Origin of the sequence: Microbacterium sp. UBA3394 (assembly GCF_002358725.1) — a bacterium.
In the GTDB taxonomy this organism is placed as follows: domain Bacteria; phylum Actinomycetota; class Actinomycetes; order Actinomycetales; family Microbacteriaceae; genus Microbacterium; species Microbacterium luteum.
Genome location: NZ_DEPK01000199.1, coordinates 13747 through 27854, shown reverse-complemented (window position 1 = coordinate 27854; position 14108 = coordinate 13747). Strand labels below are relative to the sequence as shown.

Sequence of the window (14108 nt, the reverse complement as noted above, 5' to 3'; positions counted from 1 at the left end):
AGACCGCGGACGCCCACCGTGACCGTCGCGGCCTCGTCGAGCACGATCTGAAGCATGGGTCGGTCCCACGTCGGCCAGCCGCTGAGGGTGAACGCCTGCGTCTGCTCCACACCGCCGACGCTCGCGACGAGGTCGATCCGAGCCGGATCGCCCACGTCGCTGCCACCCATCGCCGCGGCGGACAGCTCGTAGGTGCCCGCCGGCAGGTCGACATCCTGGAGCGCGGTGAACGCGTACGGCTGCCCATCGACGTAGTAGTTCAAGGCGTATTCACCCTCATCGCCGTCGGAACCCGCCGACGCGGTGACCCAGAAGGAGCCCTCGTCGTCCGGCCAGGGGTCCGCCTCGATCGTCCATGGCGTGACGTCGTCGATGCCCTTCTCGAACCCGCCGTTGGCGATCTCGTTTCGCGCCGTCACGACGATCTCGGCCCGAGCCGTCAGGCCGTTCGCGGTGACACCGGTCACGGTGTACGTGCCGGGACCGGCGATCGCGTCCAGTTCGTCGTTCCAGGTCACCGCCTCGGTGGTCGTCGAATCGTCGTAGGCGACCACGGTGACCTCGTCGGGAAGGTCGATCGGCTCGCCGTCCACGACGGTCAGTTCGACGGTGCGCACGGTCGGATCGGGGATGCTTCCGTCTCCGGCCTCGAGGTCGTCGATGGCCGTGCGCAGGGCCGCGGCCGCGGCATCCACGGATGCCTGACTCGGCGATGACGCGTCGAGGATCACCTCGGCGCGGGTCATGGCCCGGTCGAAGGTTAGCAGCGAGGCCGCCGTCCACCCGTCGCGGTCGATGGCCGCGCCCTCCGTGTACACCGTCTCCAGCGCTGACGTGTCGGCTTCGTCCACGGGGGTCACCTCGACGAGCTCGAACTCGTCGATCGTGCCCCAGGCGCCGTCCGTGAGAGAGAACGTCGCGGAGACCGTGACGCTCTGCCCCTCGGCGACCGTGACGATCGGCGTGCGCGGGTTCTGCCACCCCTCGTAGCCGCTCAGCGTGAACGGCGCCGACGCGCTCTCGATGCCCGAAGCCAGCGAGATCGAGGTCGCCTCGCCGGCGACCGCGGCGCGTCCCTGCGCCTGCGCCGAGAGGCGGTAATCGCCGGCGGCGACACCGGTGATCTCCTGAGAGATCGTGAACGAGAAGTCGCCGCCGGCGCGATACCAGTGCGTCGAACGCTCACCCGCGAACGGGTCGTCGGTCGCGCTGATCGTGTAGCCCGTGCCCGTTCCCGTCCACGGAGCGACGCCGTCTTCGAACCCGGGGTTCGCGAGGAGATTCTGCCCGTCGGCGTCGCCGTCGAGAACGGTCACCGTCAGCGTCGCCTCGAGGCCCGCACCCGTCGTGCCCGGCACCTCGTAGGTGCCCGCGCCGACGAACCACGACTCCTGCCCCTGCCAGGCCACATCCTGCTGCTCGGTCGTGCCGTCGGTGTACGACACGGCGACCGTCTCGGGGAGCGACCACGACTCGCCATCGACGACGGTGATCTCCGGAGAGGCGACGGTGTCGACATCGCGCGGGCCGACGGTGCCGTAGCGCACGTAGTCCCATACCCGCAGCGACTCCAGCGGTCGGCCCTCGAAGTCGAACATCGCCTGGTTGTCCCAGCCGGACCCGCCGTAGTTCGCCGCCGCGTCGGCGCTGTAGTCGGCGGCGTGAGACGAGGCCCAGCCCGAACCGAACTCCTCCCACAGCAGCCGGTTCTGCTCGATGTCCTCCGGCGGGCCGACGGGGAGCCACGCCGGCTCCCAGTAGAAGACGCCGAGACCGGCATCCCCGACGTTCGCGACCGCTTCGATGACATCGCGCACCGCGAGAGCCTGGCCCTGCACCGACGTGGAGTACTGGTCGTACGCGGTGCGGATGTTGTTGGGGTACCCGTCGCCGTCTTCGAGCGTGTACGCCCACGAGGTCTCGGCGACGATCACGTCCTTGCCGTAGGTCTCGGCGACACCGGCCAGCTGGCTCGTGAGGTTCTCCAGCGTTCCGTGCCAGTACGCGTAGTAGGACGACGCGAACACGTCGTAGTCGATGGGCTGCACGCCGTCGGTGGCCGGATCGGTGTCGTACGTGGCGAGACTGTTCGCGAGGGAGCCGTAGTTGCCGCGCTCGGGGTTGGTGAAGTGGATCGCGATCTTCACGTCGTCGCCGAGCGCGTCCCGCACACCCCGCGAAGCGGCGTCGAAGAGCTGCCCGGATTCCGGCCACGCCGTCTCGGCGAGCAGCAGGCCGGAATTCTCGTTCCCGATCTGAACCATGCCGACATCGACGCCGGCGTCGTCCATGCGGCTGAGGGTGTCGACGGTGTAGTCGTACATCGCGTCGGCGCGCTCGGCGGTCGTCATGCCCTCCCACGCCTTGGGCAGCGGCTGCTGCCCGGGATGGGCCCAGAAGTCCGAGTAATGGAAGTCGACGAACACGCGCATCCCGGCAGCGGTCGAACGCAGCCCGATCTCGGTGGCGCGCTCGGCGTCGACGGTGCCGCCGCCGTAGCCGTTGCCGTCGGCGTCGTAGGGGTCGTTCCAGACGCGGATGCGGGAGTAGTTCACGCCCGCCTCGGCGAAGACGTCGAACACGTCGGCCTCTTCGCCGTCGAAGTCCCGGAAGGTCACCCCCGATTCCTCGAGCGACAGGATCGATGAGGCGTCGACCCCGTTCATGAAGTCCGCGCTCAGGCCCTCGACCACCGGGACCGTGATCCCGGCTTCGACCGGTTCGTCCGCCGCCGCGGTTGCCGCGGTGGCGAAGGCACTCACCGTTCCTGCAATCGCCGCTGCCGCCATCAGGCGTGCTCGCTGACGTGTGACCATGAAGGTTCCTTTCGATCGTCGTTGATCCGGCAAGCCGCGCAGGGCGCGGGTCAGGTCGATAGCGGCATCTCTGCTCCCGGGGGCGTGACCGGCGGCCGTCGACACGCGACTGGGACCGGTCACAGGGTTGGGGGCATGAATGCCTGTGACCGGTCACAGTCACGCGATGCGCGATGCCAAGGGTCGATTCGGGATGCGCAACCAAAAGCACGTCATTTGCTATCGATCGTCGATAGATCATGATCGTTCCTCAACACATATCGTCATGAACGGAGGACCGGAGATGGGAAGAGGTGTCACTCTCCTGACACAGGTGGTGATCAGCGCGGCGATCGTGGGGTCGATCGCGACGCAGGTGCTGATCATCCCGGCGATCTGGTTCGACCTTGCGGCGGCACCGTTGGCACTGCGGGTCGCGTTCGTCGCCCTGCTCGTGCTCGGCATCGTCTGTCTGCAGGTGTGCGCCGTCTGCACCCTGATCCTTCTCACACGGGTACGTCGCGGATCGGTCTTCCGCCGCTCGTCGTTCCGCTACGTGGATGCGATCGCGTGGTCCGTCTTCGCGGCGGCGCTCGTCAGCGCTGCCGTCGCCGCGCTGCTCGCCCCCGGCGGCATCGCGCCCGGCGTCGTCGCTCTCATCGGCGGCGTCGCGCTCGTGCTCGGCGGTGTCGCCCTCATCGTCGTGGTCATGAAAGCCCTGCTCCGGCAGGCGACGCAGCAGGAGGTCGATCTCGGTGTGCTCCGCGCCGAGCTCGACGAGGTCGTCTGATGCCGATCGTCATCGACATCGACATCATGCTCGCGCGCCGCAAGATGGCCGTCGGCGTGCTCGCCGAACGCGTCGGCATCACGCCGGCGAACCTGGCCGTGCTGAAGAACGGACGAGCCAAGGCGGTGCGCTTCTCCACCCTCGACGCCCTGTGCGATGTCTTGGAGTGTCAACCGGGCGACCTGCTGCGGTGGATCCCGCCCGAGCAGGCGGCATCACCGGCAGAGACGTCGTCGGCCGATGCAGCCGATCCCGTCAGCCCCTGAGGTAGACCGTCGCGGTCTCGGTGAAGAAGTCCCGCGCGGCGGCACTGTTGAAACACACGAAGGCCCCGGGATCCGCACGCCGTGACGCGGGATTCCGGGGCCTCCTCGAGGTGACAACGGTTGTGGAGATGGGGGGAATCGAACCCCCGTCCATCGCTGGGTCGCTGCGGCTTCTCCGGGCGCAGTCTGTGCAGACGTTCTGCTCGGCCCCGACCTTTGTCACAGACACCTAAGTCGACGGGCCCAGCCTGGAAAGAGTCCCGCGTGACGTCCAGACGCCGTCACGCAGCAAGATCCCTAGATGACGCCAGTACCCGTGACGGGATCACGCACGGACTGACGGACTATCGGGCTCGCTTACGCAGCGAGGGCGAAGTCAGACTGCTTCTTATCGGCAGTTATTGGTTTGCAGGGGGCGTTCACGAGATAACCCTGCATCCTCGGCCCGCTTCACGCAGTTACGCAGACGATGTCGAAACCGATCATCCCCGTGCGTTCCTTCGTGCGAAGGACCGTTGTCACACTGTGGAGTTGCCAACCTCGGATCCGATGGAATCCGAGCACATCAGAATACAACGGATGCGCGGCATCCGCCATTCCCGCACATCACACCGATTCGAGCTCGCCGCGCACGATCGAGTCACCCGAATGCGTGGGATCACCGTCGAGAGGCTCCTCGGAGATATCCACGAGCACGTACTCGTCGATGTCGACGTCGTCAGGAATCGCGAAGGTGCCTTCCGATCCCTCCAGCACGCCGAGGCTCACGATCGCCGACGCGTCGGCGGTGATCAGCCACACCTCGCGGTAGGCGTCGGTGCCGGCGGCATCCGCGTCGAGTTCGACCGTGATCTGACGCTCACCATCCGGGTCCTCGACGACGACCGCGGTGCCGGCAGCACCAGGGTGACCCGGGAACGCGTCGAGAGCGGCCGCGGCAAGCTCCGTGGGCGCCGGGCGGAGGATCGAGGTGACCCCGACCACGACCAGAACGGCGGCCACCGACGCGGCCAGCGCGAAGACGACCTTCGTCCAGCGTCGCGTTCCCCGCTTCGGTTCGGGCGTCTCGTCTGAATCCGACGCCGCCGGGCCGTCGACGATGTCCGCCGCGGGCGCCACATCGATCGTGGCGCTGTCGGTGTCGACGTCGGGCGCCGAGGCGGCCGCCATTCCGACCTCGGCGGCGATGCGCTCCCACACGCGAGCCGGCGGCGCCTCGAGGTCGCCGACGGTGAGCGTCGAGCGTCCCACCAGCACGGCACGGCTGAGCTCGGTGAACTCCGTCGCGCACAGGCTGCACTCCTGCAGATGAGCCGACTCATCGGGATCGGCGTCTTCGCCCAGCGCGATCAGCGCCAGCCTCTCGGCATCAAGATGCGACATGACTCACCTCCAGTCGTTCTCGCAGTCGCTTCAGACTTCGCCTGATATGGCTCTTCACGGTACCCAACGGCATGTCCAGCCGATGGGAGATCTGGTCGTGCGTGAGGTCGTCGTAGAACGCCAGCCTCACGACTTTCTGCGCGTCCGGTTCCAGTCGGTCCAGTTCGTCCGCCAGCAGGAGCCTGTCGGCCAGGTCGATCTCCGACCCCACCAGGCTGTCGGGATCGGTGTAGTGCTGCATCTCCTCCTGGAGCCGCCTCACCCGCGCTCGCGCCTCATGCGTGTCGGCGATCCGCCGCCGGCAGATCGTCACCAGCCATGTCGACAGCTTCGCCTTGTCGGGGTCGTATCTCTCCCGCGATGTCCAGGCCGAGACGAAGGTCTTCTGGGTGACATCCTCCGCATCGCCTCGATCACCGAGCGAGCGCAGCGCGAGGGTGAAGACGACCGCCGACCAGCGGCGGTAGACCTCTTCGAGCGCGCGGTCCTCACCTCTGCGGAACCGCTCGCACAGGTCGCGTTCGTCGGGATCCACAACGCCACCCCCTGCCTCTCGGGTCACCACCTCGATCGTCTCAGGCGGGTGCGGCGATCGCCACCACATTGTCCTGGTACCGGCCGGTGGCGGAGTCGAACGCCCCGCCGCAGGTGATGAGCACCAGTGTTCCCTCTCCCTCCCGCGAGAACAGCTCGTTGACGGGCAGCTCCGCCTTCGGGTAGTAGGTGACGCTCTCGAGAACGTACGGATGCACGACTCCGTCGGCGTCCGCGACTTCGATCCGCTCCCCTGCGCCGAGGTCGCGAAGGCGACTGAACGGCCCGATCGGGTAGCCGGGGGCATCCACATGCGCCGAGATGACCGTGTTGCCGGTCTCACTCGTCGGATCGGACCCCCACCGGTACCAGCCGGCGATCGCGGGATCCTCGGGCAGCTCCATGAACCCACCCTCCTCGACGCCGACGTCGACCACGGGCACGTCGACCCCGATCGACGCGATGCTGACCGATGTCGGAGGAACCGCGCGCCGCGGCGGCGAGGGGGTCGCCGCCGCGACCGGCACGTCGACCGACGCCGTCGGTGCGGGTGCCGCCGAAGTGCGGACAGGTGCCGGTGTCACCGTGGGGGATTCGGTGACCGACTCCTGTCCGCACCCGGTCAGGGCAAGAACGATCGCGAGGGGGGCGAGGCCCGTCGCGATCGCCTTGCGGATCATGCGGGTTCTCAGCGCTCGGCCCGCTTGCGCGAGACGACCACGGCCGACGTGGCGATCGCCGCAGCGACACCGAAGGCGCCGACGATCAGCAGGGTCTGCATCATCGCGTCGCGCTCGGCCAGCTGGCCGCCGGAGCCGGACGGAACACCGTCGGGAGCCGAGTGGAGCCCGTCGATCGTCTGCACGGCGAGGTCGAGGTTGTCGTCCTCGAGGCTGCCCCACGCGTAGACGATGGTGAGCACACCTTCTTCGACGGCGACGTCGGCCGGTCCGATCACCGGGTCGGTGGTGCCGGTCGCAGCGACGGATGCCTCGATCGTTCCCGCGGCGAGATCGAGGGTCGCCTCCTCGGGGTTCGCGAGGTTCTCGATCACCGGGGTGCCTCCCGCGAGCACATCCACAGCGGGCGCCGCGGCGTCGTGGCGTACTGTCAGTCGGCCTTCTCCCGGTGCTGTCTCGGAGATGTCGTTCACATACGGGGTGACCGTCGGCTCGCCGCCCTCGGTGAGGTGGGCCACCGCGGTGTAGCTCGTGTTGGCTTCGAGGGTGACGCTGACGGGACCGAGGATGGGGTCGCTCGCGTCGGCCGCATCGGTCGCCGTCAGAGCGACTTCGTAATCGCCCGCGGCGAGGTCGAGCGGGCCGGCGAGGTCGCCGGGCTGGAAGTCGTCGAGGGTCAGTTCGCCATTGACGTAGACGTCGACGGGGGTGTCGGGGATGCCATGGAGCACCGACAGGTCAGCGGTGGTGTCCGAGATGGCGTACGCGGGGGCTGCCAGACCGAAAGCGGCGATCGCTCCGGCGGTGATACCCGCTGCGAGGGTCTTACGCACGATAGTCCTCCTTGGAATCACGGGCGGCTGGGCACCGCCTCATGCCTATGTGTTCCGGGAGGGTGTGCGATTCGGATGCAGGTGGCGGAGATTTCGCTCGCCGCCGGCGTAGCGGAGGCGATTATCTGGTTGCGGGAAGCGACGGGGCCTCATCCGACGTCGTGCCGGCGACCATCGGGGCGATCACGGTCGCCGACGCGACGGCGGCGAGGCCGGCGACGACCGCGACCGCGACGGTGGCAACCAGCATCTTCAGCGCGGAGGTCTTCATCGCGGGTCACGTTATCGTGACCGTCGGCACGCGTCCACCTTCGCCGCCAACCTGTAACCCGCCCGTGAGGGGCGACCCGTCAGCCCGAGCGGGTCACTCGCCGAGGCGGTTGCGGGTGCGCATGGCCCGCTCGGCCTCGCGCTTGTCCTGACGTTCGCGCAGCGTCTGACGTTTGTCGTACTCCGCCTTACCCTTGGCGATCGCGATCTCCACCTTCGCGCGGCCGTCGCTGAAGTACAGACGCAGCGGCACGAGGGTGTAGCCGCCGGCCGACGCCGCGTGGCCGAGACGCTCGATCTCGTCCTTGTGCAGCAGCAGCTTGCGGGTGCGCTTGGCGGAGTGGTTCGTCCAGTGGCCCTGCGAATACTGCGGGATGTTCACCGCGTCCAAGAACGCCTCGCCCTTGTCGATGAAGGCATAGCCGTCGGTGAGATTCGCGCGCCCCTCGCGCAGCGACTTCACCTCGGTGCCCATGAGCACCAGACCCGCTTCGTAGGTCTTCTCGATGGTGTAGTCGTGGCGGGCGCGACGGTTGGTCGCGACGACCTTCTCTCCGCGTTCCCGGACCATGATGACTCCTCGTATGACGGATGCCGCTCGAGACGGCAGCCCATCAGTCTAGCAAGCGTCTCACGCCGTGCTCGGGCGCGGTCAGGCGCGCAGCCAGCGCCGGATCGCGAAGCTCGCCGACAGGGCCGCGAGCACGGCGCCGATCACGATGAGAACGGGCACCACCAGCAGGGCATCGCCGACGTCGACCCACGTCGTGACGAACTCCACGCGCCCGCGCAGGTAGTCCTCGACGCCGAAGTGCACTCCGGCGAGCACGGCGCCGCTGGCGAGCACGGAACCCAGCAACGCCGCGAAGACGCCCTCCAACACGAACGGCGTCTGGATGAACCGGTTCGACGCGCCCACCAGGCGCATGATGCCGAGCTCTCGTCGTCGGGCATACGCCGACAGCCGGATGGTCGTCGCGATCAGCAGCACCGCGGCGACGAGCATGAGCACCGCGATGCCGACCGCGATGTAGGTCGCGACGGTCAGCGCGGAGAAGAGGGGGTCGAGGTACTGCAGCTGATCGGCGACCTCTTCGACGCCGTCCATCCCGGCGAAGGCCTCGATCAGCACGTCGGACTGACGCTGGTCGACGAGGTTGATCCAGAACGTCTGGTTCATCTGCTCGGGCGAGATGATGTTCGCGTAGTCCTCGCCGAGCAGCTCCAAGGCGTTCGCGTACGCCTCATCCTGGTCCTCGAAGCGCACATCGCGGATCAGAGGCGCCAGCGCGGGACCGTCAAGGGTCTCCTCCACCTGCGCGACCTGGTCCTCCGTCGCGACGCCGTCGGCACAGGTGGCCGTCTGCTGCGAGACCGATGTGCACATGTACACCGCGACCTGGGCGCGATCGACCCAATAATCGCGCATCGTTCCGATCTGCATCTGCATGAGCATCGCCGCGCCGACGAAGGTCAGTGAGACGAAGGTGACCAGCACCACGGACACGACCATCGAGGCGTTGCGGCGCAGCCCGCCGAGAGCCTCGGCGAGGACCAGACGGAATCTCACGAGGTCGGCCCCACTTCGTCCTGATCGCCCTTGCCGAGACCGAGGCGGTCGGCGACACCCAGCTCCTCCACCTCGACCTCGGCGATGTCGATGACCGGCACCGGCTGCGTGCGGTGCCGGCGTTCCTCGGATCCAGGGTCGGCCTCCGATGCGGCTGCCGGCGTCTCGGCAACGGGCGCGACGCCGGTCGTCTGCGGTTCGGGAACGGATGCGGCAGGGCGCGCCGGGGCGACGGCCGGCGTCACCGGCTCGGCCGCAGAAGCGGGCTCGGGCGCCGGCGCGGCAGCGGGAGCCACCGGTGTCGAGGGATCCGCAGCGGCGGGGGTCGCGCGGCGGGCGATGGAGGCCGCCGCCTCACGCTGCACCTCGAGGACCTCGGTGAGCGCCGCCACCGCGGCCGCGCCGCGCACCGGCTCGGGCGCGAGGGTCGGCAGGCCCGACGTGTCGCCGTAGCCGCCGTGACTGTCGTCCCGAACCATCGCACCGTTCTTCAACTCGATCACGCGGCGCTGCATCTGGTCGACGAAGTTCGCTTCGTGCGTGGCCATGACCACCGTCGTCCCTCCGGCGTTGATGCGGGCCAGCAGCCGCATGATGTCGATCGAGGTGCCGGGGTCGAGGTTTCCGGTCGGTTCGTCCGCGAGCAGCACCTGCGGACGATTCACCAGGGCGCGAGCGATGGCCACGCGCTGCTGCTCTCCTCCCGAGAGCTCGTGCGGCATCCGCTTCTCCTTGCCGGCCAGGCCCACCAGGGCGAGCACCTCCGGCACCGCCTGCTGGATGAAGGCGCGGGAGGAGCCGATCACCTGCAGGGTGAAGGCGACGTTCTGGAAGACGGTCTTGCCCGGAAGCAGGCGGAAGTCCTGGAACACGGCGCCGACGTGACGGCGGAAGTAGGGAACCTTGCGACTGGACAGCGTGCGCAGGTCACGTCCGAGCACGACGACGCGACCGTCGCTCGGCACCTCCTCGCGCAGGATGAGGCGCAGACACGACGACTTCCCCGATCCCGACGCGCCGACGAGGAAGACGAACTCGCCGCGGAGCACCTCGAAGTCGACGTTGTCGAGCGCGGGGCTCTTGGTGCCGCGATAGCGCTTGGTGACGTTCTCGAACCGGATCATGGCGAGACGAGCCTAGGCGAGCGCATCCGTCACACCCTCAGCGACACCCTGGCTCGCCCGTCACATAACGAATGAACAGGAACGGGGTCACGATCACCGGCCATCACCCCGGATGTGGATTCGAGGCCGCACCGTCGAGCCAGAGCGTGTCGACCGCGTCGCGGTGCGAACCGTCTGTGCCGACGTGCTTCGCATCGATGCGCTCGCCCTTCGTGATCACATGCACGAGCGCCATGCCGTGTCCGCGGCCGAGGCCGTACTCGTCCTTCAGCCAGGCGAGGATCGGGGCCGCCTTGGTCTCCGGTCCGAAGCCCCTCTCGGTCGCCCTCACGATGAACTCTCGCGGCGTGACACCGGTCTTGGCCTCGATGTTGTCGAGATACGCCTGGAACGACATGGTGACTCCTCCGATGCGGTCATGCGAAGGCTAGCGGATACCGCCGAAGCGGCCGAGATATCAGTCGTCGTCGTCTTTGCGCTTGCGCCACCGGATTCCCGCGGCGATGAAGCCGTCGAGGTCGCCGTCGAACACCGTCGCGGGGTTCCCGACCTCGTGACCGGTGCGAAGGTCTTTCACGAGCTGCTGGCCGTAGAGGAAGTAGGAGCGCATCTGATCGCCCCAGCTGGCGGTGATGGTGCCCGCGAGCTCCTTCTTCTTCGCCGCTTCCTCCTCCTTCTGCAGCAGCATCAGGCGGGTCTGCAGCACCCGCATCGCCGCAGCGCGGTTCTGGATCTGCGACTTCTCGTTCTGCATCGAGACCACGATGCCGGTCGGGAGGTGGGTCAGCCGCACCGCCGAGTCGGTCGTGTTGACCGACTGACCGCCGGGCCCCGAGGAGCGGAACACGTCGACGCGGATGTCGTTCTCGGGGATGTCGACCTCCTGCGCCTCCTCCATCACCGGAATGACCTCGACGGCGGCGAAGCTCGTCTGCCGCTTGTCGGCGGCACCGAAGGGGCTGATGCGGGCGAGCCGGTGCGTTCCCGCCTCGACGGACAGCGTTCCGTAGGCGTAGGGGGCGTCGATCTCGAACGTCGCAGACTTGATCCCGGCGCCTTCGGCGTAGGAGGTGTCCATGACCTTGGTGGAGTAGCCGTGGCGCTCCGCCCAGCGCAGATACATGCGCAGCAGCATCTCCGCGAAGTCCGTCGCGTCGTCGCCGCCGGCACCGGATCGGATGGTGACGACCGCGGCGCGTTCGTCGTACTCGCCGTCCAGCAGCGTCTGAACTTCGAGCTGGTTGACGACGTCTTCGAGTTCAGCGAGCTCGTGACGTGCCTCCTCGGCGGAATCCTCGTCGTCCATCTCGACAGCGAGCTCCACGAGAACCTCGAGGTCGTCGATGCGCTTCTCGACCTCGGTGACGCGCTTGAGCTCGTGCTGACGGTGGCTGAGAGCGCTGGTGACCTTCTGCGCGTTCTCCACATCGTCCCAGAGATCGGGAGCGGCGGCGGCGTCGCTGAGCCGGGCGATCTCCTTCTCGAGCGCGTCGACATCGACGACGGCCTTGATATCGGAGAAGGTCGAGCGCAGGGCCTGGATGTCGGCGGACATATCGAGTTCAAGCATGACGCTCCAGCCTACCGCCGTCGGGCCCGCGGCCGCTGATCCGCGCTCGTGGGACCGCTCCCCCGAGGGCGCGCCCGTGGCGCGGTATCGTCGGGAGCACCATGGCCGAATCCGCGGGACGCATCCTCACGCGCTTCGCGCCGATGATCTACGGCCCCACCCTGCTGTTCGCCCTCGGCGAGGGGGCGGTGATCCCGCTCATCCCCGTCATCGCCGCCGAACTCGGCGCGAACGTCGCGGTGAGCGCGCTCGTGGCCTCGTCACTCGTCATCGGCCAACTGGCCGGCAACATCCCCGCCGGCTACGCCGTCGCGCGATTCGGAGAACGGATCACGATGGCCGCTGCGGGGCTCATCGGACTCACGGGAGTCGTGGCGATGGCCCTGGCCCCGGTACTGCCGGTCTTCGCCGCATCCGTCTTCGTCATCGGACTCTGCGCCGCCGCCTTCGGCCTCGCCCGCCACTCGTTCATGACCACACGGGTGCCGCTGTCGTTCCGGGCACGCGCGCTGTCGCTGCTGGGCGGGACATTCCGTCTCGGCATGTTCGTCGGTCCGTTCATCGCCGCGAGCCTGCTGGCTGTCTTCGGGGACGAGCATGCCGCCATCTGGTTCTTCGGCGCGTGCCTGATCGCGACCATCCTGCTGGTGCTGTTCGGCCCCGATCCCGAGACCGCAGTGCCCGAGCGCGGTCGCCCGCGGGTGAGGACCGACGAAGACGGCGACCGCGAGGACACCGGCGAACCCGTCTCCGGGACCATCCCGGTCGGCGGGCGACAGGGGGTGTTCGCGACGATGTGGCGCTACCGCGTCGTGCTGTCGCGGCTCGGACTCGCGGCGGCGTCCCTCTCCGCCGTGCGATCGGCCCGGCAAGTCGTGCTGCCGCTGTGGGGCGTGTCGATCGGGCTCGACGCGCAGACCATCGCCCTCGTCGTCGGCATCTCCGGCGCGATCGACTTCGCCCTGTTCTACGCCAGCGGTCAGGTGATGGACCGTTTCGGGCGTCTGTGGGCGGCGCTTCCGTCGATGGTGCTGATGGGCGCCGGTTTCGCCGCTCTCGCGGTCACCCACGACGGCGCGCAGTCCGCGATGTGGTTCGCGATGTTCGCCGCCGTGCTCGGTGTCGGCAACGGGCTGTCCAGCGGCATCCTGCTCACGCTCGGTGCCGATGTCGCTCCCCCGACGGATCCCGCCCCGTTCCTCGGGTCGTGGCGCACGCTCACCGACGCCGGCGGCGCGGCCTGCCCTCTGCTCGTCTCGGCGGTCACCGCAGCGGCATCCCTCCCGGTCGCCGTCGGCGTCGTCGGCCTGATCGCATTCGCCGGAGCCGGCGCCTTCGTGCGGTGGGTGCCGCGATTCGTGCCGAGGTCGCGATGAGCTCCGACGTGCCGTCCAGCACGGGCGCGTCCTCACACAGCACCGTGCACTTCTGCCGCAGCCGCCATCGCGGGCGACGATGCACCCGGCCGCTGGATCACCCCGGTCTGCACCGGCACCGCGCGATCCTGTGGGCCGGTGCCGCGGCAGACCCCCTCCGCTGTGCCGGGTCCGGCGCACAGGGCCGGGCCGCCACGCCTCTGGCCGACGGATGGCCCCACGGCCGTGCCCTCTGCCCGGTCTGCCTCCGGTTCGTCTCACTCGTGAACGACACCCTCGCCGCGCACGACACCTCCGATCCGGCCGAACCGGCATCCGAGGCCCTCCGCCGACGTGACTGGTTCAACACCATCGGCTGGTGAGCGCGGATCCTGACGCCCCGCCGTGCCGCCATCCCGGCTCCCGCCGTTCCAACTCCCGCCATCTCGCCGCCTCGGCTCCCGCCGCCGTACCGGACCACTCCGCTGTGTCTGCCGCCACCGCCGTGCCACAACTCAGGCTGGCCACCGGATCGGGCCGCGCACCAGAGGCGTGTCGGCAGCTCGCGCCGCTTCCAGCCTGAGTTGATGCACAACAGCGGCGCGAGCGAGTTATCAGCGCCTTGACAGGCAAGCTAGCACTTGCCTATTGTGATCGGCGTGGCCGACATCTATGCGGCGATCGCGGACCCGACGCGCCGGCTCCTCCTCGACGAACTCGCGCGTGCCGATGGGCAGAGCCTGTTCGAACTGTGCAGCCGGCTCACCATGACTCATGGCGTGAACTCGAGCCGTCAGGCGATCTCGCAGCACCTGGCGGTGCTCGAATCCGCCGGGCTGGTGAGTTCCGCGAGGGTCGGGCGCACCAAGATCCACCACCTCCACACCGAGCCGTTCCGTGAGATCACGGAACGGTGGCCGATACCAGCGAAGGATTGA

General features: G+C 68.5%; 15 protein-coding genes and 1 other RNA gene. 4 read left to right on the top strand and 12 right to left on the bottom strand.

Features of this window, described 5'->3' with window-relative positions; translation table 11 throughout:
• Nucleotides 1-2816 (bottom strand): glycosyl hydrolase 53 family protein (locus B4E30_RS12290; protein ID WP_286795435.1); only part of this gene is annotated, 2816 nt, incomplete at its 3' end.
• A 283-nt stretch (nucleotides 2817-3099) separates the two neighbouring features.
• Here B4E30_RS12290 and B4E30_RS12285 point away from each other — a divergent pair.
• Nucleotides 3100-3585 (top strand): DUF2975 domain-containing protein, encoded by a 486-nt coding sequence (locus B4E30_RS12285; RefSeq protein WP_286795434.1) that lies wholly within the window; start codon nucleotides 3100-3102, stop codon nucleotides 3583-3585.
• Nucleotides 3585-3851, top strand: a complete 267-nt coding sequence (locus tag B4E30_RS12280) for a helix-turn-helix domain-containing protein (RefSeq protein WP_286795433.1) — start codon at nucleotides 3585-3587, stop codon at nucleotides 3849-3851. The genes B4E30_RS12285 and B4E30_RS12280 overlap by 1 nt, the downstream gene beginning before the upstream one ends.
• A gap of 120 nt (nucleotides 3852-3971) precedes the next feature.
• On the opposite strand, the gene ssrA is transcribed toward B4E30_RS12280, so the two are convergent.
• The 11 genes from ssrA to prfB all read right to left on the bottom strand — a co-directional run bounded on the left by ssrA (nucleotide 3972) and on the right by prfB (nucleotide 11815).
• Nucleotides 3972-4341: a transfer-messenger RNA gene (gene ssrA, locus B4E30_RS12275) on the bottom strand.
• 116 nt (nucleotides 4342-4457) lie between these two features.
• On the bottom strand, nucleotides 4458-5234 hold the full coding sequence (locus B4E30_RS12270; RefSeq protein WP_286795431.1) for an anti-sigma factor: 777 nt from the start codon (nucleotides 5232-5234) through the stop codon (nucleotides 4458-4460).
• Nucleotides 5221-5796 carry an RNA polymerase sigma factor gene (locus B4E30_RS12265; protein ID WP_228480984.1) on the bottom strand — a complete coding sequence of 192 codons (576 nt, stop codon included), beginning with the start codon at nucleotides 5794-5796 and terminating at the stop codon, nucleotides 5221-5223. Before B4E30_RS12265 ends, B4E30_RS12270 begins: the two co-directional genes overlap by 14 nt.
• Nucleotides 5797-5809: 13 nt before the next feature.
• On the bottom strand, nucleotides 5810-6448 hold the full coding sequence (locus B4E30_RS12260; RefSeq protein WP_286716692.1) for a class F sortase: 639 nt from the start codon (nucleotides 6446-6448) through the stop codon (nucleotides 5810-5812).
• A gap of 8 nt (nucleotides 6449-6456) precedes the next feature.
• Complete coding sequence (locus B4E30_RS12255; protein WP_286716690.1) at nucleotides 6457-7281, bottom strand: DUF4397 domain-containing protein; 825 nt, start codon at nucleotides 7279-7281, stop codon at nucleotides 6457-6459.
• A gap of 121 nt (nucleotides 7282-7402) precedes the next feature.
• Nucleotides 7403-7552: a hypothetical protein gene (locus tag B4E30_RS12250; protein ID WP_176759355.1), complete on the bottom strand. Its 150-nt coding sequence runs from the start codon at nucleotides 7550-7552 to the stop codon at nucleotides 7403-7405.
• Between the two features lie 93 nt (nucleotides 7553-7645).
• Nucleotides 7646-8122, bottom strand: a complete 477-nt coding sequence (gene smpB / locus B4E30_RS12245; protein WP_071043015.1) for an SsrA-binding protein SmpB — start codon at nucleotides 8120-8122, stop codon at nucleotides 7646-7648.
• An 81-nt stretch (nucleotides 8123-8203) separates the two neighbouring features.
• On the bottom strand, nucleotides 8204-9121 hold the full coding sequence (gene ftsX / locus B4E30_RS12240) for a permease-like cell division protein FtsX (RefSeq protein WP_071043013.1): 918 nt from the start codon (nucleotides 9119-9121) through the stop codon (nucleotides 8204-8206).
• The gene (ftsE, locus tag B4E30_RS12235) at nucleotides 9118-10245 is read right to left on the bottom strand and encodes a cell division ATP-binding protein FtsE (protein WP_286716688.1); all 1128 of its coding nucleotides are present in this window, start codon (nucleotides 10243-10245) and stop codon (nucleotides 9118-9120) included. The genes ftsX and ftsE overlap by 4 nt, the downstream gene beginning before the upstream one ends.
• Nucleotides 10246-10348: 103 nt before the next feature.
• Nucleotides 10349-10642 carry a DUF4287 domain-containing protein gene (locus B4E30_RS12230; protein WP_194385015.1) on the bottom strand — a complete coding sequence of 98 codons (294 nt, stop codon included), beginning with the start codon at nucleotides 10640-10642 and terminating at the stop codon, nucleotides 10349-10351.
• 60 nt (nucleotides 10643-10702) lie between these two features.
• Entirely contained in the window at nucleotides 10703-11815 is a 1113-nt protein-coding gene (gene prfB / locus B4E30_RS12225) for a peptide chain release factor 2 (protein ID WP_194385014.1), read from the bottom strand.
• Nucleotides 11816-11916: 101 nt separating this feature from the next.
• On the opposite strand from prfB, the gene B4E30_RS12220 reads away from it, so the two are divergent.
• On the top strand, nucleotides 11917-13191 hold the full coding sequence (locus B4E30_RS12220; RefSeq protein WP_194385013.1) for an MFS transporter: 1275 nt from the start codon (nucleotides 11917-11919) through the stop codon (nucleotides 13189-13191).
• A 638-nt stretch (nucleotides 13192-13829) separates the two neighbouring features.
• Nucleotides 13830-14108: an ArsR/SmtB family transcription factor gene (locus B4E30_RS12215; RefSeq protein ID WP_194385011.1), complete on the top strand. Its 279-nt coding sequence runs from the start codon at nucleotides 13830-13832 to the stop codon at nucleotides 14106-14108.

What these genes read in the sequence shown, in the direction of transcription:
- B4E30_RS12285 (WP_286795434.1), top strand. Translation starts at nt 3,100, where the DNA reads ATGGGAAGAGGTGTCACTCTCCTGACACAGGTGGTGATCAGCGCGGCG.
- B4E30_RS12280 (WP_286795433.1), top strand. Translation starts at nt 3,585, where the DNA reads ATGCCGATCGTCATCGACATCGACATCATGCTCGCGCGCCGCAAGATG.
- B4E30_RS12270 (WP_286795431.1), bottom strand. Translation starts at nt 5,234, where the DNA reads ATGTCGCATCTTGATGCCGAGAGGCTGGCGCTGATCGCGCTGGGCGAA.
- B4E30_RS12260 (WP_286716692.1), bottom strand. Translation starts at nt 6,448, where the DNA reads ATGATCCGCAAGGCGATCGCGACGGGCCTCGCCCCCCTCGCGATCGTT.
- B4E30_RS12250 (WP_176759355.1), bottom strand. Translation starts at nt 7,552, where the DNA reads ATGAAGACCTCCGCGCTGAAGATGCTGGTTGCCACCGTCGCGGTCGCG.
- smpB (WP_071043015.1), bottom strand. Translation starts at nt 8,122, where the DNA reads ATGGTCCGGGAACGCGGAGAGAAGGTCGTCGCGACCAACCGTCGCGCC.
- ftsE (WP_286716688.1), bottom strand. Translation starts at nt 10,245, where the DNA reads ATGATCCGGTTCGAGAACGTCACCAAGCGCTATCGCGGCACCAAGAGC.
- B4E30_RS12230 (WP_194385015.1), bottom strand. Translation starts at nt 10,642, where the DNA reads ATGTCGTTCCAGGCGTATCTCGACAACATCGAGGCCAAGACCGGTGTC.
- prfB (WP_194385014.1), bottom strand. Translation starts at nt 11,815, where the DNA reads ATGCTTGAACTCGATATGTCCGCCGACATCCAGGCCCTGCGCTCGACC.
- B4E30_RS12220 (WP_194385013.1), top strand. Translation starts at nt 11,917, where the DNA reads ATGGCCGAATCCGCGGGACGCATCCTCACGCGCTTCGCGCCGATGATC.